Source organism: Actinomadura rudentiformis (genome assembly GCF_008923185.1).
Taxonomy (GTDB): domain Bacteria; phylum Actinomycetota; class Actinomycetes; order Streptosporangiales; family Streptosporangiaceae; genus Spirillospora; species Spirillospora rudentiformis.
On the sequence record NZ_WBMT01000023.1, the window covers coordinates 129921 to 151853 of the forward strand.

Consider the following 21933-nt stretch of genomic DNA (forward strand, 5'->3'; position numbering starts at 1 on the left):
CATTCCTAATGTTTGTATTGGGAAGCAACCATTAGGGGAGCGTATGACCACCCTCACCACCGGGCACGTCGGCCTCAACGTCACCGACCTCGGCCGTTCCGGCGACTTCTACCGGCGCGTTCTCGGTCTGGAGACGCTCGGCGAATCCGCGGACGCCGAGCGCCGCTACGCCTTCCTGGGCCTCGACGGCAAACTGCTGATCACGTTGTGGCAGCAGAGCGACGGCCGGTTCGCCACGGCGCTTCCCGGGCTGCACCACCTGGCGTTCCAGGTGCCCGACATCGAGGACGTGCGCCGGGCCGAGGCCACGCTGCGCGAGCTGGGCGCGACGCTCGTCCATGACGGCGTCGTCGCGCACAGCGAGGGCGCCCAGTCCGGCGGCGTCTTCTTCGAGGACCCCGACGGGATCCGGCTGGAGATCTACGCGCCGACGGGCGCCGGCGACAGTCCGGCTCCGGCCCGGTCAGCCCCGACCTGCGGCTTCTTCTAGAGCGCGCAAACGATTAGCGAGGAGAACAAGGGGGACCGGTGGGCGGGCATCCTGGTGAAGTGGCGCTGCAGCGCCGTATGGGCGTGACCCGCGACGGCTGGGGATCGGCCGGTGTGGGCGCCGAGATCCCACCCGTCGCGGCAGAGTTCTTGGCGCAGCAGCGTCTGCTCGTACTGGGCGCGGCCGACGACGATGGGGCGATGTGGGCGGACGCGGTCGTCGGGCCGTCCGGCTTCGCCACGCCGGTCGGCACGCGTTCCATCGCCGTCGACCGGCGGCCGGCCCTGCTGGGACCGCTTTTCGCGGACGGGGCCAGGGAGGTCGGCATGCTCGCGATCGAGCCGCCGACGCGGCGGCGGATGCGCGTGAACGGCACGGCCGCCGCCACCGGCGACGGGCTGCTCATCCGAACCGAGCAGGTCTACGCCAACTGTCCCAAGTACATCCAGACGCGCGAGATCATGGACGGCGTGGCCGGGCGCGAACGAGGCGCGGCACGGACGACCCGCACGCTCAACGCCACCCAGCTGGCGTGGATCGACCGCGCCGACACCTTCTTCATCGCCACCCACGCGTCCGGTCAGGGCGCGGACGTGTCACACCGGGGCGGCAACCCGGGCTTCGTGCGCGCCGACGGCGAGGCCCGGCTGGCATGGCCGGAGTACGTGGGCAACTCGATGTACATGACTCTCGGCAATCTCGAACTCGACCCGGCGTGCGGCCTGCTGTTCGTCGACTGGGAGAACGGGCACACCCTGCATCTGACCGGAAGGGCCCGCGTCGACTGGGACCCGGAGCGTGCCAAGGCGGTGCCGGGTGCGCGCCAGGTCGTCGACTTCGACGTGGAGCGGGTCGTCGAGGTGCCCGGCGCCCTGCCGGGGAGCTGGGAGTTCGGCGAGTACCACCGGTTCAACCCGAAGATCGCCGTGCTCGATCCGAAGAACGCCGGAAGGGATGACACCATACGCACGTGAAGCCCGAGGAGATCGAGGAGACCGCCGCCCCGGCGCTGGGGGAGCCGCTCGGAATCGAGTTCTGCAACACCAGGTACGCGTCACGTGGTGACGTGCGGGAAGGCCTGGCAGGGGCCGGGCCGCTCGCCGGGTGGCTGCGCGCACACGCCGCCGCGTTCGACGACGGTCTCGCCGAGGCGGCCGTGCGCGACCTCGCGGAGATCGACCTCGGCCGGTTCGTGGCGCTGCGCGACGCGATCCGTGCTCTCGCCCGCCAGGCGGTCCACGGCGGCGATCCGCTTCCGGAGCCGCTCGCCGTCGTGAACGCCGCCGCAGCCGCCGCGCCGCGGTGGCCCTACCTCGCCCTCACGCCGCCCATGGTCGCCGAAGAGACCGCGGCGCCGCCTGTGGACGCCGTGCTGGCGGCCATCGCCCGGTCGGCCATCGAGATCCTGGGCGGCCCGCAGCGCGCCGACCTGCGTGCCTGCGGCGGCCCGGGCTGCGTGCTCTTTTTCGTGAAACACCATCCCCGCCGCGAGTGGTGCTCGTCCGGCTGCGGCAACCGCGCCCGCGTCAGCCGCCACTACGAGCGGCATCGCACCACTCGATCGTCATAGTTCCATACCGATATAGGTTGCACTGCTACCATTGCCGCCATGGTTGCCGATCGCCGCGCGAGCTGGCTCAAGGGCGTGCTCGATCTCCTGGTGCTCGCCACCCTCACCGAGGGCGAGAACTACGGCTACGAGATCTCCAAGTCGCTCGCCGCGTCGGGTCTCGGCCAGATCAAGGGCGGCACGCTCTACCCCGTGCTCAACCGCCTGGAGGAGGCGGGCCTGGTCGCCGCCGAGTTCCGCGTCGCCGACCGGGGTCCCGGCCGCCGCTACTACCGCCTGACCGAGCAGGGCCGCGACACCCTGACCGAGCAGAGCCGGTTGTGGCGCGCCTTCGACGAGTCCGTACGTTCAGTCCTCGACCGGGGCGGGGTGGCATGACCTACTTCGACGAACTGGCTGCCCACCTGCGCGACCGCGGCGTGCCGGCCGACGAGATCGCGAGCACGGTCGACGATCTGGCCGCCTACATCGCCGAGTCCGGCGCCGACCCGGTCGAGGAGTTCGGCCCCGCGGCCGGCTTCGCCGACGAGCTCGCCGGGGATGGCCGCACTTCCGCCGGCCCCTCGCCCGACGCCGAGATCTGGCATTTCCACGCCGACGCGTTCAACGAGGTGCGGCGACTCAACGAGTTCGGCGACCAGGGCTGGGAGCTCGACCGTTACGACACCAAGCTCGGCTTCACCTGCCGCCGCGACGTCGAACGCCCGCAGCGCTGGGAGTACCGCCGGGAGATCGTCCCCACGCTGCGCCGCAAGGCCGCCGCCGAGCGCCTGGCCCCCGACGGCTGGGAACTGGCCGTCGCCTGGACCGTTTGGATGTATTTCAAGCGCCCGAAGTCCGCCAGCGTCGGACCCGCGGGTGAGCTGGACACCACCCCGGAAGCGCCCGCCCGGTACTTCTTCTGGAGCAGAAGCTTCTACGTCTTCGTCGCGGTCTATGCCGCGCTTTTCACCGGTGCCGTCCTCGCCTGGGCCGCACTCTCAGGCGACATCGGCATGGCCATGGGCTTCATGACGGGCGCCCTCATCGCCGGTATCGCCATCGTCGTTCCCATGGCCCGAGCCCGGCGCCGAGCCCGTCCTCGCCCTCCCCGGCACTAGAGGTAGAGGCCGTATCGCTCGGCCTCGGGGCCGGTCGTGGGCGGGAGGTCCTCGGGCCGCAGGGTGAGGATCTCGGCGTCGTCGGGGCGGTCGGCTGCGGTGATGCGCGTGGCCTGGTTGGCGATGGCGGCGTCCAGCAGGTTGCGCATGAGACGGCCGTTGCCGAACGTGGGGCCGCGCTCGGCGCGCGCCAGCAGCGTGCGGAGGGCGTCGGTCGTCTCGGGGGCGAGGGTGAGGCCCTCGGCGGCCGTGAGGTGCTCGAAGATGGCGACCAGTTCGGAGCCCGAGTAGTCGGGGAAGCGCAGCCGCTTGGGGAAGCGGGACTCAAGGCCCGAGTTGGCGGCGAGGAAGGCGGCCATCTCGCGTTCGTAGCCCGCTGCGATGACCAGGAGGTCGCCGCGGTAGTCCTCCATCAGCTTGACCAGGGTGGCGATGGCCTCGCGCCCGTACGAGTCGTTGTCGGCGGTGAGCGAGTACGCCTCGTCGATGAACAGCACCCCGCCGAGGGCCTGTTCGACGGCGGCCTGGACCTTGGGTGCGGTCTGGCCGAGGTAGGCGCCGACGAGGTCGTTCCGGCCGACCTCGACCAGATGACCGGACGAGAGCAGCCCGAGCTGCGCGTAGATGCGGGCGATCAGCCGGGCCACGGTCGTCTTGGCGGTGCCGGGGTTGCCGGTGAAGACCATGTGGCGGGTCGGGACCGTCACGGGCTGGCCGGCCTCGCGGCGGAGCTCGGCGCTGCGGGCCTCGGCGACGAGCTTGCGGACCTCGGTCTTGATCTCGGTGAGCCCGATGAGGCCGTCGAGCTCGGCGATCGGATCGCTGGCGGGGACGCTGCGCGTGGTGCCGGACAGGGAGGGCGGGAAGTCCTCGGGCCGGAGCTCGGCGAGCTGCTCCGGGGTCGCCTTCTTCAGCTCGACGACCCGCCGTGACTGGAGCGCCGTGGCGCGTTCGCACAGGTTGCGCATCAGGCGGGCGTTGCCGAACGAGCGGCCGCGCGGCGTGCGGCGCAGCAGGTCGGTGATCTTCTCGCGCGCCCCGGCGGTGAGCTCGAGTCCGGCCTCGGCGGCGAACGCGGCGAAGATGGTGACGAGCTCGTCGTCGGTGAAGTCCGGGAACCGGATCGTGGTCGGGAACCGCGAGGCCAGTCCCGGGTCGGAGGCGATGAAGCGCTGCATCTCGCGTTCGTAGCCCGCGACGATCACCACGAGGTCCTCGCGGTGGTCCTCCATCATCTTCACCAGCTCGGCGATCGCCTCGGCGCCGTAGTCGCCGTCGTAGTCCGCCTGGGTGAGCGAGTACGCCTCGTCGATGAAGAGCACGCCGCCGACCGCGCGCTGGACCACGGCGCGGGTCTTGACCGCGGTCTCTCCCAGGTACTCGCCGATGAGCTCGGCCCGCGACGCCTCCACCAGGTGCCCCGACGAGAGGACGCCAAGATCCTTGTAGATGCGGGCGAGGAGCCGTGCCACGACGGTCTTGCCGGTGCCGGGGTTGCCGGTGAAGACCATGTGCCGGGCGGGCATCGTCACGGGCAGGCCTGAGTCGCGGCGAAGCTGCGCGGCCCGCGCCCCGGCCACCAGCAGCTCGATCTCGTGCTTGACGGGGGCGAGCCCGGTGAGGGCGGCGAGCTCGGCCTGCGGGTCGCTCGGCGATCCGGCGGCGTCGAACGTGGCCGGGATGTCGGCGCGCTTGACGACGAGCTCGCCGCCCGGCTCGGTGCGTGCCCGCACGGCGTCCACCACCATGTCGGCGAGCAGGTGCGCCAGCCGCGCGTTCCGCAGGTTGCGTACGGGAGGGGTCTTGACGAGCAACTGCCCGGCGGCGGTGAGCGCGCGCTTGTGGGCGCGGGCGCCGCGCTGGTGCACGGCGCGGTTGAAGAGCTCGGCGTATCCCTCGGCGGTGAACGCCTGCGTGCGGGCCTTCTTGAACCGCAGCGACAGGCCGGGGTTGACCTCGCGGATCCGCTGGTCGCCGCCCGTCTCGCAGAGCGCCACGACGTGCAGGCCGTCGAAGACGTCCAGGACCCGGTGCAGCTCCTCCAGGATGGCCTCGCCGCTGCGCGGGTCGCGCGACATGTCGTCGAGCCCGTCGATGACGAGCAGGTTGGCGCCGTTGCAGTCACGGGCGTCGATGTAGAGGCTGTTGGTCGCGCTCGCCACGGTCTTCCCGGCGAAGAAGTCGTCGGCCAGCCACACCGGCGGTCCGGTGATCCCGCGGTCGTGCAGCAGCCGCGCGATCTCCTGGGCGGCGTCGCGCTTGCCGGTGCCGTCCGGCCCGGCCAGCAGCAGCCGTACCGGCTCGGTGCCGCCGTCGGCGATCTCCTCCAGCGCCGCCACGACCTCGGGCTGGCCGACCAGCCCGGCGCCGACCTCCGCCCTCCGCTTGGCCTTGGCCGTCCGCGCCGGAGCGTCGCTCAGCGAGTTGGCGAGCGGGTTGAGGACGGTACGGCGCGGCGCGTACAGCCGCCGCAGGTCCATCTGGAACTGGTTGACCGGCACCCACACCGGGCTCGGCAGGTCGGCCACGTCGGGAAGGCCCTGCACCACGCCCGTGAACCGCACCGACATGTCCAGCCAGGCCCGGCACTCGTCCGCGGCGCCCGCCCCCAGGCTGCGGCCCAGCCACGCCCTTGCCTGCCGGAACCACTCGGCCGGCTGGAAGTCCTCGCGGATGACGGCGAACCGTTCGAGCAGTTCGCCGTAACGATCCTCGTTCAGCACGGCCGACAGCTCCGCCGGGACCTGATCCACTTCCGCCTGCAACACCAGGTGCGCGAGCAGGTCGAGATCGGGTTCGTCGTGCGGGGCCACCTCCCGCAGGTGCGCGTGGACGGCCAGCAGCCCTTGGCACACCCATTCCAGATAGCCGATCGGCCCGCTCAGCTCGGGCAGGACCGCGAGGATCTCATCGTCGGCGTGGGCGAGCCAGGCCGCGTGCTGCTCGGCCACGGTCGCCTCCAGATCCAGGTCTGGAGGCGGGTCGTCGTACAGCTTGATCAGCGCCTGCCGCCGCTTTTCCAGCGGTTCCAGGCCCTCCAGGACGTCGAGCGACTCCCGGGCGAGGTCGAGGGCGAGGCCCGGGTCGGGTGACTCCCGCAGCCAGTCCACCGGCCGGAACGAGCCGGGACCGGCCCCCCACTGGGTCGGCTTGCGCTGCGGCTCGGCGGGCGGGTCGTGGTAGGGGCCCAGGATCTCGCGGTCCAGCATCGAATGGGAGCCGCCCACGATCGCGGCCGAGCCGCACAGGAAGTCGACGGTGAGGAGCAGGTCCGCGGCGACGAGCGGGGTGGGACCGGCGAGCATCCCGTGCCGGTCGGTGGTCAGCCCGGCGCAGCGCTGGTCCTTGACGAGCCTGTCGACGCGCGACCTGATCTCCTCGAAGAGCCCGTCCGGCACCCGCCACGGCCCGTGCGCGTACACGTCGAGCACCGGCTCGTCGCTCACCAGCAGTTCGAGGTGCTCCGGCAGCGCCACACGTTCCTCCCCGCAGGATCAACGGCACCCGAAACGGGCCCCCGTCGTATCAATCGGTGCAAAAGCCTAGGGGTTACGCGGTGTCAAGGTGTCGGTTCGGTGACAAGGTGTGGTTCCGATGCAGCTCACGAACGAACGTGTGTTTTTTCCGCCTTGCGAGATCTTGTGGTTTGTTCGCATTCCGGGCGAGTGCGATCACGAGGCGGCACCTACTCAACTGGGTACGTCGTAGTCGCAGGGTCATTAGTTGCAGGGTTCATTAGTCGCAGGTCTGCCACTCGCCGGAGCACACCATCTGGGAGAAGATGCCGTGATCAGGAAGTTGCTCGTCGCCAACCGGGGCGAGATCGCCGTCCGGGCGTTCCGTGCCGCCTACGAACTCGGCATCGCCAGCGTGGCGGTGTACGCGTACGAGGACCGGTTCTCACTGCACCGGCAGAAGGCCGACGAGGCGTACGAGATCGGCGAGCACGGGCATCCGGTGCGTGCTTACCTCGATGTGGACGGCATCATCGCGACCGCGCTCCGGGTCGGTGCCGACGCGATCTATCCCGGCTACGGGTTCCTGTCGGAGAGCCCCGAGCTGGCGGAGAAGTGCGAGCGCAACGGCCTGACGTTCGTGGGGCCGCCGAGCTCGGCGCTGCGGCTGGCGGGCAACAAGATCGAGGCGGTCGCCGCCGCGCGGCGGGCGGGGCTGCCAGTGCTGCGCTCGCTGACTCCGGCGGAGGGCGAGGAGCTGGCGGTGGCCGATGACGTCGGCTTCCCGCTCTTTGTGAAGGCCGCGGCGGGAGGCGGCGGGCGCGGGCTGCGGCGGGTCGACCGGCGCGAGGACCTTGAGGCGGCCGTCGACACGGCGCGGCGCGAGGCGCAGAGCGCGTTCGGCGACCCGACCGTGTTCCTGGAGCAGGCCGTGGACCATCCGCGCCACATCGAGGTGCAGGTGCTGGCCGATGGCGGCGGGCACACCGTGCATCTGCGCGAGCGTGACTGTTCCGTGCAGCGGCGCCACCAGAAGGTCGTCGAGATCGCCCCGGCGCCGCAGCTGGACGAGGCCGTGGCCGAACGGCTGTGCGCCGACGCCGTCGCGTTCGCCCGCGAGATCGGCTACGTGAACGCGGGCACGGTCGAGTTCCTCGTCGACGACGCAGGACGCCACGTCTTCATCGAGATGAACCCGCGCATCCAGGTCGAGCACACCGTGACCGAGGAGGTCACCGGTGTCGACCTGGTGCAGAGCCAGCTGCGCATCGCGGGCGGCGAGACCCTGGACGACCTGCGCATCTCCCAGGACGACATCACGGTCTCCGGATTCGCCGTGCAGTGCCGCATCACCACCGAGGACCCGGCCAACGACTTCCGGCCGGACACCGGCAAGATCTCGGCGTACCGTTCGCCCGGCGGCGCCGGAGTGCGGCTCGACACCGGCACCACCCACGCGGGCGCCATCGTCACGCCGCACTTCGACTCGCTGCTGGTCAAGCTGACGTGCCGCGGCCGCACGTTCGAGGACGCGGTACGGCGGGCCCGCCGCGCAGTTGCCGAGTTCCGCATCCGGGGCGTCGCCACCAACATCCCGTTCCTCCAGGCGTTGCTGGACGAGCCGGACTTCCGCACGGGCGGCGTCACCACCGCCTACATCGCCGAGCACCCCGAGCTGCTGACCGCGCGGTCGAGTGGCGACCGTGCCACCCGCCTCGTCCGCTACCTCGCCGACGTCACGGTCAACAAGCCGCACGGCGAGGCGCCGACCGATCTCGACCCCGCGACCAAGCTTCCGGAACTCGACCTGTCCGTCCCGGTGATCGAGGGCTCGCGTGACCGGCTGCTCGCGCTCGGGCCGCAGGGATTCGCCACGGCGCTGCGCGCACAGCAGAGCCTCGCGGTCACCGACACCACGTTCCGTGACGCGCACCAGTCTCTGCTCGCGACGCGCGTGCGAACGTTCGACCTCCTCAAGGCGGCGCCCTACCTCGCGCGCATGACTCCGCAACTGCTCTCACTCGAAGCGTGGGGCGGCGCCACGTACGACGTCGCTCTGCGCTTCCTCGGGGAGTCGCCTTGGGAGCGGCTCGCCCAGATCCGGGAGGCCGCTCCCAACCTGTGCATCCAGATGTTGCTGCGCGGCGCCAACACCGTCGGCTACACGCCCTACCCGGACTCGGTCGCGCGCGCGTTCGTCACCGAGGCGGCCCGTACCGGCGTCGAAATCTTCCGAGTGTTCGACGCGCTGAACGACGTGGACCGCATGCGCCCGGCCATCGACGCGGTACTGCAGACGCACGCCCTCGTTGAAGGCACGCTCTGCTACACCGGTGACCTGTCAGATCCGGGCGAAGAGCTCTACACGCTCGACTATTACCTGCGCCTGGCCGAGGAGCTCGTCGGTACGGGCGTCCATGTGCTGTGCATCAAGGACATGGCCGGCCTGCTGCGCGCACCCGCCGCCCGCACGCTCGTGACGGCGCTGCGTGAACGCTTCGACCTGCCCGTTCACCTGCACACCCACGACACCGCCGGCGGGCAACTCGCCACCTACCTCGCGGCCGTCGAGGCCGGCGTGGACGCGATCGACGGCGCTGCGGCGCCGCTGTCGGGGACAACGAGCCAGCCCCCGCTGCAGGCCATCGTCGCGCACACCGACTTCACCGACCGGGCCACCGGCCTCGATCTCAACTCCCTCACTGCGCTGGAGCCCTACTGGGAGGCCGTCCGCAAGCTCTACGCGCCTTTCGAGATGGGCCTGCCCTCGCCGACCGGTCGCGTCTACCGGCACGAGATCCCCGGCGGCCAGCTGTCCAACCTGCGGCAGCAGGCGGTCGCGCTCGGTCTCGGCGACCGGTTCGAGGAGATCGAGCGGCTGTACGCGGCGGCCGACCGCATCCTCGGCCGGCTGGTGAAGGTCACGCCGTCGAGCAAGGTCGTCGGCGATCTGGCGCTGCACCTGGTCGCGGCGGGCGCCGACCCCGACGACTTCGCCGCGCATCCCGAGCGCTACGACATCCCCGACAGCGTGATCGGCTTCCTGAACGGCGAGCTGGGTGACCCGCCGGGCGGCTGGCCCGAGCCGTTCCGGAGCACCGCGCTCGCCGGGCGGCAGTTCACCCCCGCGCGGGCCGAGCTCACGGGCGCCGAGGAGAAGGCGCTCGCGGGGCCCGAGGTCCGCGACACCCTCGACCAGCTCCTCTTCCCCGCCCCGGCGAAGGAGTACCGCGAGGCCCGCGCCGCGTACGGCGACCTGTCGCTGCTGCCGACGGCGGCGTTCCTCTACGGCCTGCGCCCCGGCCAGGAGATCTCGTTCGATCTCGAACCCGGCGTCCGGGTGCTGGCCATGCTGGAGGCCGTCGGCGAGATCGACGAGGCGGGCGTCCGGCAGGTCATCTGCACGGTGAACGGCCAGCTGCGGACGTTGTCGGTCCGGGACAAGTCCGTCGTCTCCGACGCCCCGCCGGTCGAACGCGCCGACCCGAACGAGCCCGGGCACGTCGCCGCCCCGTTCGACGGCTCGGTGACCCTGCGCGTGGCCAAGGGCGACGAGGTCGCGGCCGGGGACGTCGTCGCCACCATCGAGGCGATGAAGATGGAGGCCGCGATCACCGCGCCCGTCGGGGGCACGGTGGCCCGGCTCGCCGTTCCCGAGGTCACCCCCGTCCAGGCCGGCGACCTCCTCATCGTCGTCACCTAGCCACCGATCACCTCGCGTCGTGCGGTCCGGCGCCGTCGAGGTGTGGAAAGGTTTCCCCACCCAGGTCGTGCCCGCAACCGGCGGGTCGGCTCATCGGGTGCGGACGGCGTAGGCACCGAGCGAGGGTTCGAGCGCGGCGAAGGCGATGGCGGCGTCCTCGGCCAGCGCGGCGGCGATCTTCTCGTTCGGCTGTCCCTCGACGGTGCGCCGCAACGTCTCCTCGAACAGCACCCGGTGGACGCCGCCCAGCTGGGCGGCGGCCACCCGGGGCAGGATCGCGCCGGGCCCGGCACCGGTCTCCTTGGCCAGCGCGGTGGCCAGGGCGGCTTCACGTTCCTCATGGAACTCGCGCAGCCGGGCGACCAGCGCCGGGCTGCCGATGATCATCCGGGCGAACTCGGGACCGGAGAAGCCGATCACCGGGTCGCGTGCCGCGATCGCGGCGAGGTGGGCGCGGCGCAGCGCGTCCAGCGCCGATTCGCCGGGCTCGCGCTCGCGCACGGTGCGCGCGAGCGACTCCACGAACACCTCGTGCAGGTCGAGGGCCAGGTCCTCCTTGCGCGGGAAGTAGTTGGTGACGGTCATCTTGGCCACCTGCGCCGCCGCCGCGACGTCGGCGATCGTCACCTTGTCGAAGCCCCGTTCCAGGAAGAGCCGGGTGGCCTGATGAGAGATGTTCTCCCTGGTCTGCTGCTTCTTGAGCTCCCGGAGGCCCATCGGTTGTGCGCTCATGCGGCCACGATACCTCAGCTCGACCTAAATTTGGTGTTGACATATTTCTATGTCTGACCTAAATTTAGGTCATCCGGGAATCATCCACCGTTCCCGGGCGTTCCACACAACCGTCGCCCAGGGGAAGGAACCGCTTTTGAGCGCAACCGTCCGTACCACTCGCACCGCCAGCACCACGACCATGGTTTCTTCCGGTGACCCGGTGAAGGACTACCTCAAGCAGATCGGGCGCACCCCGCTGCTCACGGCTGAGCAGGAAGTCGAGCTGGGCGGGCGCATCGAGGCGGGCAGGCTCGCTCAGGAGCGTCTCGACGCTGTGGACGGCTCACAGGACGGCTCGCAGGGCGAGTCGCTCAGCCCGGCCGAGCGCCACCGGCTGGAGCTGGCCGTCGCCGACGGGCTCCGCGCCAAGGACCACATGGTCGAGGCCAACCTGCGGCTCGTCGTGTCGATCGCCAAGCGCTACGCGGGCGGCGGCCTGCCCCTCCTGGATCTGATCCAGGAGGGCACCATCGGCATGATGCGCGCGGTGGAGAAGTTCGACCACCACCGCGGCCTGAAGTTCTCCACGTACGCCACCTGGTGGATCAAGCAGGCGGTCGGCCGCGCGCTGGCCGACCAGAGCCGCACCATCCGCATTCCCGCGCACGTCGTCGAGGTCCTCAACAAGGTGACCCGCACCCAGCGGCAGATGTTGCAGGATCTGGGCCGCGAACCCACCCACGAGGAGCTCGCGGCCGAGCTCGACCTCACCGCCGAGAAGGTCGAGCAGGTGCTCAAGTACGGCCGCGAGCCGATCTCACTGCACACCCCGTTCGGTGAGGACGGCGACGGAGAGCTCGGCGACATCATCGAGGACGACGGGCCCGACCCGGCCGACGCCATCGCCACGTCCCTGCTGCGCGACCAGCTCGACGCGGTGCTGGAGACGCTCACCGAACGGGAGGCGGGCGTGATCTCGCTGCGGTTCGGGCTGAACGACGGCGAGCCCAAGACCCTCGACGAGGTCGGCAAGGTCTACGGGGTCACGCGCGAGCGCATCCGCCAGATCGAGTCCAAGGGAATGCACAAGCTCCGTCACCCCTCCCGCACCCGCACCCTCGCCGACCTGCTCACCTAGTGGGTGGCGCCACGCCTACCGGGTCGGTGTGACGAGGTCGCCCGGGTCGGTGTTGGCGCCGCACAGGACGATCGCGACGCGTTCACCCTCGGCCGGCTCGTAGGCGCCGGTGAGCAGGGCGGCGTAGGCGGCGGCGGTGCCGTGCTCGACGACCAGCCGGTGGTCGTCCCACAGCCGCTGCCGCGCCGCGACGACCGCCGCGTCGGGGACGAGGACCGACCGCACGCCGGTGCGGATCGCCACGTCGAAGGCGATCTCACCGAGGCGGCTGGCGCCGAGCGAGTCCGCGGCGACGCCGGAGACCTCGACGTCCACGGGAAACCCGGCCTCCAGCGCACGGTTGAGCGTGGGGACGGTGTCGGGCTCGACGCCGACGACCTTCGCCTGCCCCTCCACTGCCGCCGCGACCCCGGCCATCAGCCCGCCACCGCCGACCGCGATCAGGATCGTGTCGACCTCCTGGCCTGTCTGCTCCAGGAGTTCGAGCCCGAGGGTGCCCTGGCCCGCGCAGACCTCGGGCTGGTCGTACGGGTGGCAGAACAGCGCGCCGGTGTCGGCGGCCCGCTTGCTCGCCGCGTCGTAGGCCTCGGCGTACCGGTCGCCGATCTGCACGACGTCCGCGCCGAGGTCGCGCAGCCGGTCGACCTTGACCATCGGTGCGGTCATCGGCACGTACACCTCGGCGGGCACGTCCAGCGCGCGCGCCGCGTACGCGACGGCGAGACCGGCGTTGCCGCCGGAGGCCGCGATCACCCCGCTGCCGGGCAGCCGGCCCTCCTCGGCGGCGGTCAGAATGCGGTTGAACGCGCCGCGCGCCTTGAACGAGCCGGTGTGCTGGGTCTGTTCCAGCTTCAGCCACACGCCGTCGCGCCGCATGACGGGCGTGCGCCGGATCCGGTCTCCGATCCGTGCCGCCGCCGTCTCGACTTCGGAACGTGTGATCATGCTGGCCGTACCTCCTGGCAGTAGGGGGATCGCAACTACCAACCGTATGCGGTCAGGTGCCCGGTCAGACCGGCTCGTCAGCGAGATAGGGCGGGGCGGGCTCGTACTGGATGTAGCGGCGCACGGCCCGGGAGTGGTCGCGGCCGTGGAGCTTGCCGATCAGCCACAACGCCATGTCGATCCCCGCGGACACGCCCTGGCTGGTGACCACGTTGCCGTCCACGACGTAGCGCGCGTCGCGGACCACTGTGATCTCCCCGCGGGCCTCCAGGGCGTCCTCGAAGCCGTAGTGGGTGGCCACGCGGCGGTTGCGCGCCGGGCCCGCCTCGTGCAGGAGCAGCGAGCCGGTGCACACGCTGGTCACCCACTCCGCCTGTGCGGCGACCTTCGCGATCCAGCCCGTCAGCACCGGGTTGTCCACCTCGCGCCGGGTGCCCATGCCGCCCGGGACGAGCAGCACGTCCAGCGGCGGGTGGTCGTCCAGCGTGTGGTCGGGCAGCACCCGCAGACCCTTGGCGCATTGCACCGGTCCGGCGCCTTCGGCGATGAGGACGGCCGTGTCGGCGTTCTCGCGCACCATCGAGGAAGCGGTCATCACCTCCCAGGGGCCGACGAAGTCCAGTTCCTCCGCGCCGTCGAAGACGAGCAGTCCGTAGGTCGTCATGCGTACTCCTTCATGCGTACTCCTTCATTGCGCGGAAGCGGTCGCGATAGTCGGACGGCGGGACGCCGAGCCTTCGCTGGAACACCCGCCGCAGCGTCTCGCCGGTGCCGAAGCCCAGCCGCCGCGCCATCGCCTCGACCGGCTCCTCGCTCTCGGCGAGAGCGCGGCGGGCGGCCTCGACGCGGACCCGCTCGACGTACGCGGCGGGCGGCACGCCGACCTCGGCGGTGAAGCGGCGCTGCAGGTGCCGGGGGCTCAGCCCGGCGACGCCGGCCAGGTCGCCGATGGTGTGCCGGGCGCCGGGATCGGCGTTGATCGCGGCGACCACCGACCGGATCGGGTCGGACGCGGGCTGCTCCGACCAGAGCGGCACGCTGAACTGCGACTGGCTGCCGGGACGGCGCAGGAACATCACCATCTCCTGGGCCACCGCGTGGGCGACGTCCCGGCCGTGATCCTCTTCCACGAGCGCGAGGGCCAGGTCCATCGCGGCCGTCACCCCCGCCGAGGTCCACACCCGGCCGTCCCGGATGAAGATCGGGTCGCAGTCCACGGTGAGCTCGGGATGCTCCTCCAGGAGCTGCCGTTCCCGCGCCCAGTGGGTCGTGACCCGGCAGCCGTCGATGAGCCCGGTGGCCGCGAGCAGGAGCGTCCCGCTGCACACCGACGTCAGGCGCCGCACGCCCCGGCCGGCGGCGGTGACCCAGTCGACGAGCGCCCGGTCGTGCCGCGCCTCGTCCACCCCGAGCCCGCCCGCGACGAGGAGGGTGTCGATGCCGTCCGGTTCGAGGTCGCCGACGCCGTACGACGCGTGCACCGGCAGCCCGCTGTGGCCCCGCACCGGGCCGGCCACGGGCGCCACGACCCGGCAGTCGTAGCCGCCCGTGAGCCGGTGGGCGTACTGGAAGACCTCATGCGGGCCCACCAGGTCGATCGGGTGGAATCCCGGATAGATCACGAAGGCGATGCGGCGCATGCCTCCAGGCTCGCTCTGGCGCCGTTATGGCGTCAACGACGTGCACCCCACAATTCGCGCCATGCGATCGGTCATTTCGCGGCGGTGTCCGCGTCCTTGAACGAGCAGTCCGCCGGGGTGTCCGGGCCCTCGAACTCCCCGTCCGGAACGGGCAGCGGCGCGTCCTTGACGGTGTAGCCGCTGATCCGCTGGTCGTGCGGGCCGCGGCTGACCGGGCTGAACGGAGCGGGGCCGGTGCCCATCTGCAGGCACCTCGGGTCGACGACGCCCCACGAGAAGCCCATCCGGTCGTACTTGTGGCCGAGCGGCGACTGGTAGAAGGTCAGCGTCGCGCGCCTCATGTTCGCCGGCACGTCGTCCTGCCGGATGCCGGAGACGACGGCGATCGGGCCGGTCGCCATCACGTAGTCCACCTTGATGCTGCCCCAGTGGTCCTTGGAGGGGCCGCCGGGCTCGTCGGGCGCGTAGTGGTTGAACTTGATGGTCCCGCGCGCGGCCCCGAACTGTATCTTGTTGTTCACGATCTTCCATGGCGCTCCGTGCGCGTCCACGATGAACCGGCGGTGCGGGTACTCCTTGTCTCCCGGGTAGTTGACCCAGGCGTCGCCCGTGACATGCGCCTCCCTGGGTTTGGCGGCGGCGGGCCGGTCCTCGGCCGCGGCGGGCCGGTCCTCGACCGCGGCCATCGCGCCGCCCCCTCCGAGTGTGGTCACCGCGACCGCCACCGCCGCACCCATCACCATGGCCCGCTGCTTCGAACTGAGCGTCATCGCCCTCGTCTCCCTCGGATCCCGCGGACGGTGTCGCCCGCGTTCCCAAGGTTCGCGTCGCGGGCACCCGCGCGACCTCCCCCGCACGGCCGAGGTGTTTGGCCCGCTGGTCTCGTTCGCCCTCACCCGCGAGGGCCATCCGGGCCGTGCGTTCAGATCACGGGTGCCTGGTCGCCCGTGCGGAAGGTGAGGCGGTAAGCGCTGGGGGAGACGCCGATCGTGGCGGCCAGGTGCTGGCGCATGGAGGCGGCCGTACCGAACCCGGCCTCGGCCGCGACGCGGTCCACCGGCAGGTCGGTCGTCTCCAGCAGGCGCCGGGCGTGCTCGATGCGCTGCTGTGTCAGCCACTGGCCGGGAGTCATCCCCACCTCGTCGCGGAACCGCCGGGAGAACGTGCGGACGCTCATCCGCGCGTGGCCCGCCAGCTCGGACAGGGTGAGCGGGCGGTGGAGCTGCTCCAGCGCCCACGCCCGGGTCTCCGACGTGGTGGCCGCCGACGGCTCCGGCACCGGCCGTTCGATGAACTGGGCCTGCCCGCCCTCCCGCCACGGCGGCACGACGCAGCGGCGGGCCACCCGGTTGGCGATCTCGCTGCCGTGGTCGCGCCGCACGATGTGCATGCACAGGTCGATCCCGGCAGCGACCCCCGCCGCGGTCAGCACGTCGCCGCCGTCCACGAACAACACGTCCGGATCGACCTGCACCTTGGGGAACATCCGCTGGAAATGGTCGGCCTCGTTCCAGTGCGTGGTCGCCCGGCGGCCGTCGAGGAGCCCGGCCGCCGCCAGGATGTACGACGCGGTGCAGAGCGACACGAGGCGGGTGCCCGGACGCAGCCGGCCGAACGCGCCCGCCAGCGACTCCGGCAGCCAGTCCCGGTCCTCGTACGGATCGGCGTCGAACGGAGGGATCACCAGCGTGTCCGCCGTTTCGATCACCTCGACCCCGTGCTCGACGGCGACCGCGAAATCGGCGCTCGTCCGCACCTGCCCGCCGTCCAGCCCGCAGGTGATCACCTCGTACAGCGGCTCACCGTCCAGGCCCGTCGCGGAACCGAAGATCCGGACCGGGATGCCCAGCTCGAACGGGTAGATGCCGTCGAGGGCGAGAACGACGACGCGGTGCCTGGTCTGCATGGCCGGATTCTTTCACATATCGGTAGTCCGGCCATCGGTCCGCCCGTGTCCACCGATCGGTGGACACGAGGTTCAACCGGTCGAGGCTCATGCCGGAAAGGGTGCTCCGACCAGCATTGATGCCATGACGCACCTCCCTGTTGGCAAGCACCTCCCTGTACGGAAGCACCTCTCTGTACGCATGGCGCGCTGGAGCGCGCACCACCCCTGGCGGGCGATCGCCGCCTGGTTCCTCTTCGTGTTCGTGTGCCTTGGGCTCGGCATCGCGGTCGGCGGCAACATGGCCCAGTCCGCCGACTACCGGGTCGGCGAGGCTGGCCGCGCCGAGGCCCTGCAGGAGCAGGGCGGGCTGGAGCGCAAACCCCTGGAACGAGTCCTGATCACTACGAGGGCGCCCGGGCCGCTGGACACCGGCAAGGCCGGTGCCGCCGTGCGCGACATCACCGACCGGATGAAGCGGTTGCCGGAGGTCGCGTCCGTCGCCGCGCCGGTCCGTTCGGCCGACGGCACGGCGGTCCGGGTCGACGTGACGATGAAGGGGCCGGAGCAGGAGGGCAAGAAGCACATCGATCCGCTGCTGGCGCAGACGGCCGAGGTGCAGAAGTCCTATCCGGATCTGCGGGTGGAGGAGTCGGGCGGCCCGTCCATCAGCAAGGACGTCCAGGGCCAGCGCAGCGAGGACTTCTCGCGCACCGAAATGATCGCCCTGCCGGTCACGCTGATCGTCCTGTTGCTCGTCTTCCGTTCGCTGGCGATGGCCACCGTGCCGCTGCTGCTGGCGATCACCTCGATCATGTCGGCGATCGGTCTGTCGATGCTCGCCTCGCACGTCTTCCCGGACGCGGGCGTCGGCACGAACGTCATCCTGCTCATCGGCATGGCCGTGGGCGTCGACTACACGCTCTTCTACCTCAAGCGCGAACGCGAGGAACGGGCCCGCTCGGGCGGGCGGCTCAGCTCGGAGGCCGTGGTGGAGCTGGCGGCGGCCACCTCGGGACGCGCCGTCGTGATGTCGGGGCTCGCGGTCGCAGCGTCCAGCGCCACGCTCTATCTCGCCGACGACGTCATCTTCTCCTCGCTGGCCACCGGCGCCATCGTGGTGACCGTCGCCGCTGTGATCAGCTCGCTGACCGTGCTGCCCGCACTGCTGACCACGCTGGGCAGGCGCGCGGAACGCCGCGTCGAGCGCAGGGCGCGCAAGGGCAAGCCCGCACGGCCGGCCAAGCCGCAGAAGACCGGCCGGATCACCGAGGCCATGCTGCGCCCCACCGGCAAGCACCCGGCGATCACGCTGGCCGTCGCGGTCTTCGCCATGCTGCTGATGGCCGCCCCGCTGCTGGGCCTCAAGCTGACCGACGTGGGCCGCGAGACCTACGACCGCAACCTGCCCGCGATGCAGACGTACCACCGGTTGAACGCCGCGTTCCCCGAGCTCAAGGCCTCGAACCAGATCGTCGTCCGGGCCGAGCCGGAACGCGCCGCCGAAGTGACCGCCGCGCTGAACGACCTTGCCGCCCGGACGAAGACCGACCCGTTGTTCGGCGGCAGGCCGAAACTGCTGACCTCGCCCGACCGCCGGATCACCATGCTGGAGCTGGGCGTACCGCACGACATGAGCACCCAGGCGGCGCGCGACTCGCTCACGAAGGTGCGCGAGAGCTACATGCCGGCCACCATCGACCGGCTGCCCGGAGTCGAGGCCGAGGTGAGCGGCGAGGTCGCCCGCTATGTGGACTACCCCGAACACCAGAAGCGGAAGATGCCGATGATCTTCGGCGCGCTGCTGCTCGTCACGTTCGCGCTCACCGTGCTGGCCTTCCGGTCCGTCGTCCTCGGCCTGGTCGGCGCGCTGCTCAACCTGCTCTCGGCGGGCGCCTCGCTCGGCCTGCTGACGCTGGTCTTCCAGGGGACTTGGGCCGAAGGCCTGCTGGGCTTCACCTCGATGGGCTCGATCGGCTCCCGCGTCCCCCTCTTCCTCTTCGTGATCCTGTTCGGCCTCTCGATGGACTACCAGGTATTCGTGATCAGCCGGATCAGGGAGGCCGTCCAGAACGGCGTGCCCACCCGCACGGCAGTGCTGGACGGCATCCGGAGCTCCGCGGGCGTCGTGACGAGCGCGGCCCTCGTCATGGTGACGGTGTTCGCCAGCTTCATCCCGCTGCACCTGATCGAGATGAAGCAGTTCGGCTTCAGCCTCGCGGTCGCGGTGCTGCTGGACGCGTTCGTCATCCGGCTCCTGATCCTGCCGGCGGCCATGCTGCTCCTCGGCGAGCGGACCTGGTGGCCGTCCCGCCCGAGGGCACAGGTGGCCGCGCCGGCCGAGCGCACGCCGCAGAACGTAGGCTGATCATCATGTCGCGGCCCGACGACCAGTACTGGATCCACCGCTGGAACGACATCTCCTGGATGCTCCTGGGCCTGGCGCCCACGTTCATCGCGGGGCTGGGCGACCAGGGTGCGGTCAGGTACTGGTCGCTCGGCCTGCCGCTCGCCCTCGCCGTCGCCTACGCGGTCGTCGTGCGATTCCCCGGCCGCCCGCAGTTCCTGTACGTGCTCATCGCCGCACTCGGCGCCCTGTCGTACCTGCGCACGGGCGGCGCCGCACTCTTCATCGTCTCGATCCCGCACTTCTGGATCCTCGCAGGAAGTCCGCGCCGGTCGATCATGCTCAGCGGCGCCGCAGCCCTGTGCACCGCGGCCGGCGGGATCCTCCGCAACGGGGACTTCCTCAACGGCAACGTCATCGTCACGCTCGTCGCATTCGTGGCCAGCGTCCTGCTCGGCCTCTCGATGCTCAAGATCATCAGACGAAGCGAAGAGCGGGCGACCCGGCTGAGCGCGGAACTGGAGACCACCCAGCGGGAACTGCTGGAGGCTCACGAGCGCCAGGGCGCCGTCCTCGAACGCGAACGGCTCGCCCGCGAGATCCACGACACCCTCGCGCAGGGCTTCGCGTCCATCGTCGTGCTGGCCGAAGCGGCCCGCTCCGCCACCGACCCCGAACTCACCACCCGGCAACTCCTCTCGATCGAGCAGACCGCTCGCGAAAACCTCGCCGAGGCCCGCGTCCTCGTCGGCTCCGCACCGCAGAGCGGCATCGCCCCCAGTTCGATCGCCCGCACCCTGCGCCGCACCCTCGACCGCTTCGCCGAAGACACGAACCTCACCGTCATCGCGGACCTGCCCGACATCGAATGCGACCAGCAGACCCGCATCGCGCTCCTGCGCTGCACCCAGGAGTCGCTGGCGAACGTACGCAAGCACGCCGCCGCCACAACAATCGGCGTCGTTCTCACGCGCCACCCCTACGCCATCGAGCTGGAGATCACCGACGACGGCCGCGGCTTCATCGTCGCCGACTCCCAGGGCTTCGGACTCGACGGCATGCGCAAGCGCCTGGCCGAACTGGGCGGCGAGCTCACCGTCACCAGCTCTCCCGGCGACGGCACCCGCGTCCTCGCCATGATTCCGAACGGTGCACCATGACCCGCATCATCCTGGCCGACGACCACACCGTCATGCGCGCCGGCGTCGCCGCGCTCCTGGCCGCCGAGCCGTCCATCACCATCGTCGGCGAGGCGGACAACGGCCGCGAGGCCGTCGACCTGGTCGAACGCCTCGCCCCCGACGTGGCGCTCCTCGACCTCCGGATGCCCGTCCTCGACGGCGTCGCCGCCACCGCCGAGATCGTCAAGACCACCACCCGCGTGCTCATCCTCACCACGTACGACACCGACACCGAGATCGAGCGCGCCGTCGAGGCCGGTGCCATCGGCTACCTGCTCAAGGACACCACGCGCGAGCAGCTCGTCGCCGCCATCCACGCCGCCGCCCGCGGCGAGACCGTCCTTGCTCCCCGGGTCGCCGAGAAGCTTGTGGCCCGCATGCGCAAGCCCGCCCAGGTGCCCCTGACCGCCCGCGAGATCGATGTGCTCAACGCGGTCGCCGACGGCCTCTCCAACGCCGACATCGGCAAGCGCCTCGTGATCGCCGAGGCCACCGTCAAGACCCACCTTCTCCGCATCTTTGCCAAGCTGGACGTCAGCGACCGAACCCACGCCGTGGTAGTCGCCCTAGAACGAGGCCTCCTGCGATGACCCTGAGCATCACCGTCACCCAGCCGCCATGCGTCCCGTACGACATCGAGGCGAACGCGGCGACCCACGCAGCCACGATCCGCCATGCCGGCACCCGCCTTGTGGTCTTCCCCGAGCTCTCCCTCACGGGCTACGCGCTCGACGCCCCGGCGATCACACTCACCGACCCCCGCCTCACGCCCATCATCGAAGCCTGCGCAGCCACGAACACCCTCGCCCTGGTCGGCGCCCCCGTCCAAGAACGCATCGCCATGCTGGCCGTCAACGCCACCGGAGCCACCCTGGCGTACAGCAAGATCTATCTAGGCGGCACTGAGCCCGAGCACTTCACCCCAGGCACCAAACCGTCCATCCTCAATCTCGACGGATGGCGTCTAGGCCTGGCCATTTGCAAAGACACGGGCGTCCCCCAACACTCAGCCGACACCGCCGCCCTGGGCATCGACCTCTACGTCGCCGCCGTGTGCGAGCTACCCGAGGACGTCCCGGTGATCGACCAGCGAGCACGCCGCATCGCCACCACCCACCACGTCCCAGTCGCCATAGCCAGCTTCGCAGGCCCAGCCGGAGCCCCCTACAACCCGGCCGCCGGCCACTCCGGCTTCTGGACCCCCGAAGGCACCATCATCGCCCAAGCAGGCCCCGACCCCGGCGACATGGTCACCTGGTCCGCTCCTCCGTCCTGAACGTGCGAAAGCCGCGCCGGTGATAGTTGGGCAGCGCGTTCGGGTGATCCAACGACGAGGTGTGCAGCCACACCCTGCGCACGCCCGGCACCAGCTCCCAGGCCTCCCGCACCCCGAGCGTCAACGCGTGACCACCCAGCCCCTTGCCGACGAACTCCGGCAGCAACCCGAACGACACGATCTCCACTTCATCCCCAGGATGCGGGTCATAGGTGACGATCCCGGCCGCCGCACCCTCATACGACAACAGCCGGAAAATGCGCCCAGGATTATCGGCAAACCAGTCGGCCCACTCCCGGTCGTTCCGCGCGGCGCTCTTCCAGCCGTAGGGCGCCCCGATCCGGGCCAGCACATCGGGAATCAGCGGCGAGTCACGCTCAAGCGGCACCAAGGCAAGCCCGGGAACGGCCGCCGCCGGAACGAGCTGCTCCACACCGGTCATCTCGACATACGTAACGATCTCCTTCACCCGCCGAGCCTACGTTCCAC

General features: G+C 70.9%; 18 protein-coding genes and 1 pseudogene. 11 read left to right on the plus strand and 8 right to left on the minus strand.

Translation table 11 applies throughout. From position 1 onward, the window contains the following. The first annotated feature begins 43 nt into the window (after positions 1–43). Genes F8566_RS39445 through F8566_RS50425 form a run of 5 tightly spaced genes read left to right on the plus strand, consistent with a single transcriptional unit; the run spans position 44 to position 3160 of the window. On the plus strand, positions 44–490 hold the full coding sequence (locus F8566_RS39445; protein ID WP_151567566.1) for a VOC family protein: 447 nt from the start codon (positions 44–46) through the stop codon (positions 488–490). Positions 491–549: 59 nt separating this feature from the next. Continuing rightward, positions 550–1464 (plus strand): pyridoxamine 5'-phosphate oxidase family protein, encoded by a 915-nt coding sequence (locus tag F8566_RS39450; protein WP_225993927.1) that lies wholly within the window; start codon positions 550–552, stop codon positions 1462–1464. Beyond that, positions 1461–2060 carry a CGNR zinc finger domain-containing protein gene (locus F8566_RS39455; RefSeq protein WP_225993928.1) on the plus strand — a complete coding sequence of 200 codons (600 nt, stop codon included), beginning with the start codon at positions 1461–1463 and terminating at the stop codon, positions 2058–2060. The genes F8566_RS39450 and F8566_RS39455 overlap by 4 nt, the downstream gene beginning before the upstream one ends. A 39-nt stretch (positions 2061–2099) precedes the next feature. Next, positions 2100–2438 (plus strand): PadR family transcriptional regulator, encoded by a 339-nt coding sequence (locus tag F8566_RS39460; protein WP_151567568.1) that lies wholly within the window; start codon positions 2100–2102, stop codon positions 2436–2438. After that, positions 2435–3160, plus strand: coding sequence for a hypothetical protein (locus F8566_RS50425; protein WP_192810091.1), 726 nt, complete (start codon positions 2435–2437; stop codon positions 3158–3160). The genes F8566_RS39460 and F8566_RS50425 overlap by 4 nt, the downstream gene beginning before the upstream one ends. Here F8566_RS50425 and F8566_RS39470 read toward each other — a convergent pair. Continuing rightward, complete coding sequence (locus F8566_RS39470) at positions 3157–6636, minus strand: AAA family ATPase (protein WP_151567569.1); 3480 nt, start codon at positions 6634–6636, stop codon at positions 3157–3159. The genes F8566_RS50425 and F8566_RS39470 overlap by 4 nt on opposite strands. Before the next feature lie 310 nt (positions 6637–6946). Between F8566_RS39470 and F8566_RS39475 the strand changes: the two genes are divergently transcribed. After that, the gene (locus tag F8566_RS39475; RefSeq protein ID WP_151567570.1) at positions 6947–10318 is read left to right on the plus strand and encodes a pyruvate carboxylase; all 3372 of its coding nucleotides are present in this window, start codon (positions 6947–6949) and stop codon (positions 10316–10318) included. A gap of 90 nt (positions 10319–10408) precedes the next feature. Here the strand turns inward: F8566_RS39475 and F8566_RS39480 are convergent, their stop codons facing one another. Next, positions 10409–11050 carry a TetR/AcrR family transcriptional regulator gene (locus F8566_RS39480; RefSeq protein ID WP_151567571.1) on the minus strand — a complete coding sequence of 214 codons (642 nt, stop codon included), beginning with the start codon at positions 11048–11050 and terminating at the stop codon, positions 10409–10411. 187 nt (positions 11051–11237) lie between these two features. Between F8566_RS39480 and F8566_RS39485 the strand changes: the two are divergent. Then, a pseudogene (locus F8566_RS39485) lies at positions 11238–12170 on the plus strand (RNA polymerase sigma factor); the annotation flags it as partial. 15 nt (positions 12171–12185) lie between these two features. On the opposite strand, the gene F8566_RS39490 reads toward F8566_RS39485, so the two are convergent. The 5 genes from F8566_RS39490 to F8566_RS39510 form a co-directional block, all read right to left on the minus strand. Next, entirely contained in the window at positions 12186–13115 is a 930-nt protein-coding gene (locus tag F8566_RS39490) for a threonine/serine dehydratase (RefSeq protein ID WP_151567575.1), read from the minus strand. A 64-nt stretch (positions 13116–13179) separates the two neighbouring features. After that, positions 13180–13779, minus strand: a complete 600-nt coding sequence (locus F8566_RS39495; protein WP_151567577.1) for a DJ-1/PfpI family protein — start codon at positions 13777–13779, stop codon at positions 13180–13182. A 10-nt stretch (positions 13780–13789) separates the two neighbouring features. Then, complete coding sequence (locus tag F8566_RS39500) at positions 13790–14755, minus strand: GlxA family transcriptional regulator (protein ID WP_151567579.1); 966 nt, start codon at positions 14753–14755, stop codon at positions 13790–13792. A gap of 71 nt (positions 14756–14826) precedes the next feature. Beyond that, entirely contained in the window at positions 14827–15525 is a 699-nt protein-coding gene (locus F8566_RS39505; RefSeq protein WP_151567580.1) for a hypothetical protein, read from the minus strand. Positions 15526–15677: 152 nt separating this feature from the next. Continuing rightward, entirely contained in the window at positions 15678–16661 is a 984-nt protein-coding gene (locus F8566_RS39510) for a GlxA family transcriptional regulator (protein ID WP_151567584.1), read from the minus strand. 124 nt (positions 16662–16785) lie between these two features. Between F8566_RS39510 and F8566_RS39515 the strand changes: the two genes are divergently transcribed. Genes F8566_RS39515 through F8566_RS39530 form a run of 4 tightly spaced genes read left to right on the plus strand, consistent with a single transcriptional unit; the run spans position 16786 to position 21444 of the window. After that, positions 16786–19008, plus strand: a complete 2223-nt coding sequence (locus tag F8566_RS39515; RefSeq protein WP_151567586.1) for an MMPL family transporter — start codon at positions 16786–16788, stop codon at positions 19006–19008. A gap of 5 nt (positions 19009–19013) precedes the next feature. Beyond that, positions 19014–20147: a sensor histidine kinase gene (locus F8566_RS39520; RefSeq protein ID WP_151567588.1), complete on the plus strand. Its 1134-nt coding sequence runs from the start codon at positions 19014–19016 to the stop codon at positions 20145–20147. Next, a complete protein-coding gene (locus F8566_RS39525) occupies positions 20144–20758 on the plus strand; it encodes a response regulator (RefSeq protein ID WP_151567590.1) in 615 nt (204 codons plus the stop codon). The genes F8566_RS39520 and F8566_RS39525 overlap by 4 nt, the downstream gene beginning before the upstream one ends. After that, entirely contained in the window at positions 20755–21444 is a 690-nt protein-coding gene (locus F8566_RS39530; RefSeq protein ID WP_151567592.1) for a carbon-nitrogen hydrolase family protein, read from the plus strand. Before F8566_RS39525 ends, F8566_RS39530 begins: the two co-directional genes overlap by 4 nt. On the opposite strand, the gene F8566_RS39535 is transcribed toward F8566_RS39530, so the two are convergent. Next, a complete protein-coding gene (locus F8566_RS39535; protein WP_151567594.1) occupies positions 21419–21913 on the minus strand; it encodes a GNAT family N-acetyltransferase in 495 nt (164 codons plus the stop codon). The genes F8566_RS39530 and F8566_RS39535 overlap by 26 nt on opposite strands. Positions 21914–21933 lie beyond the last annotated feature (20 nt).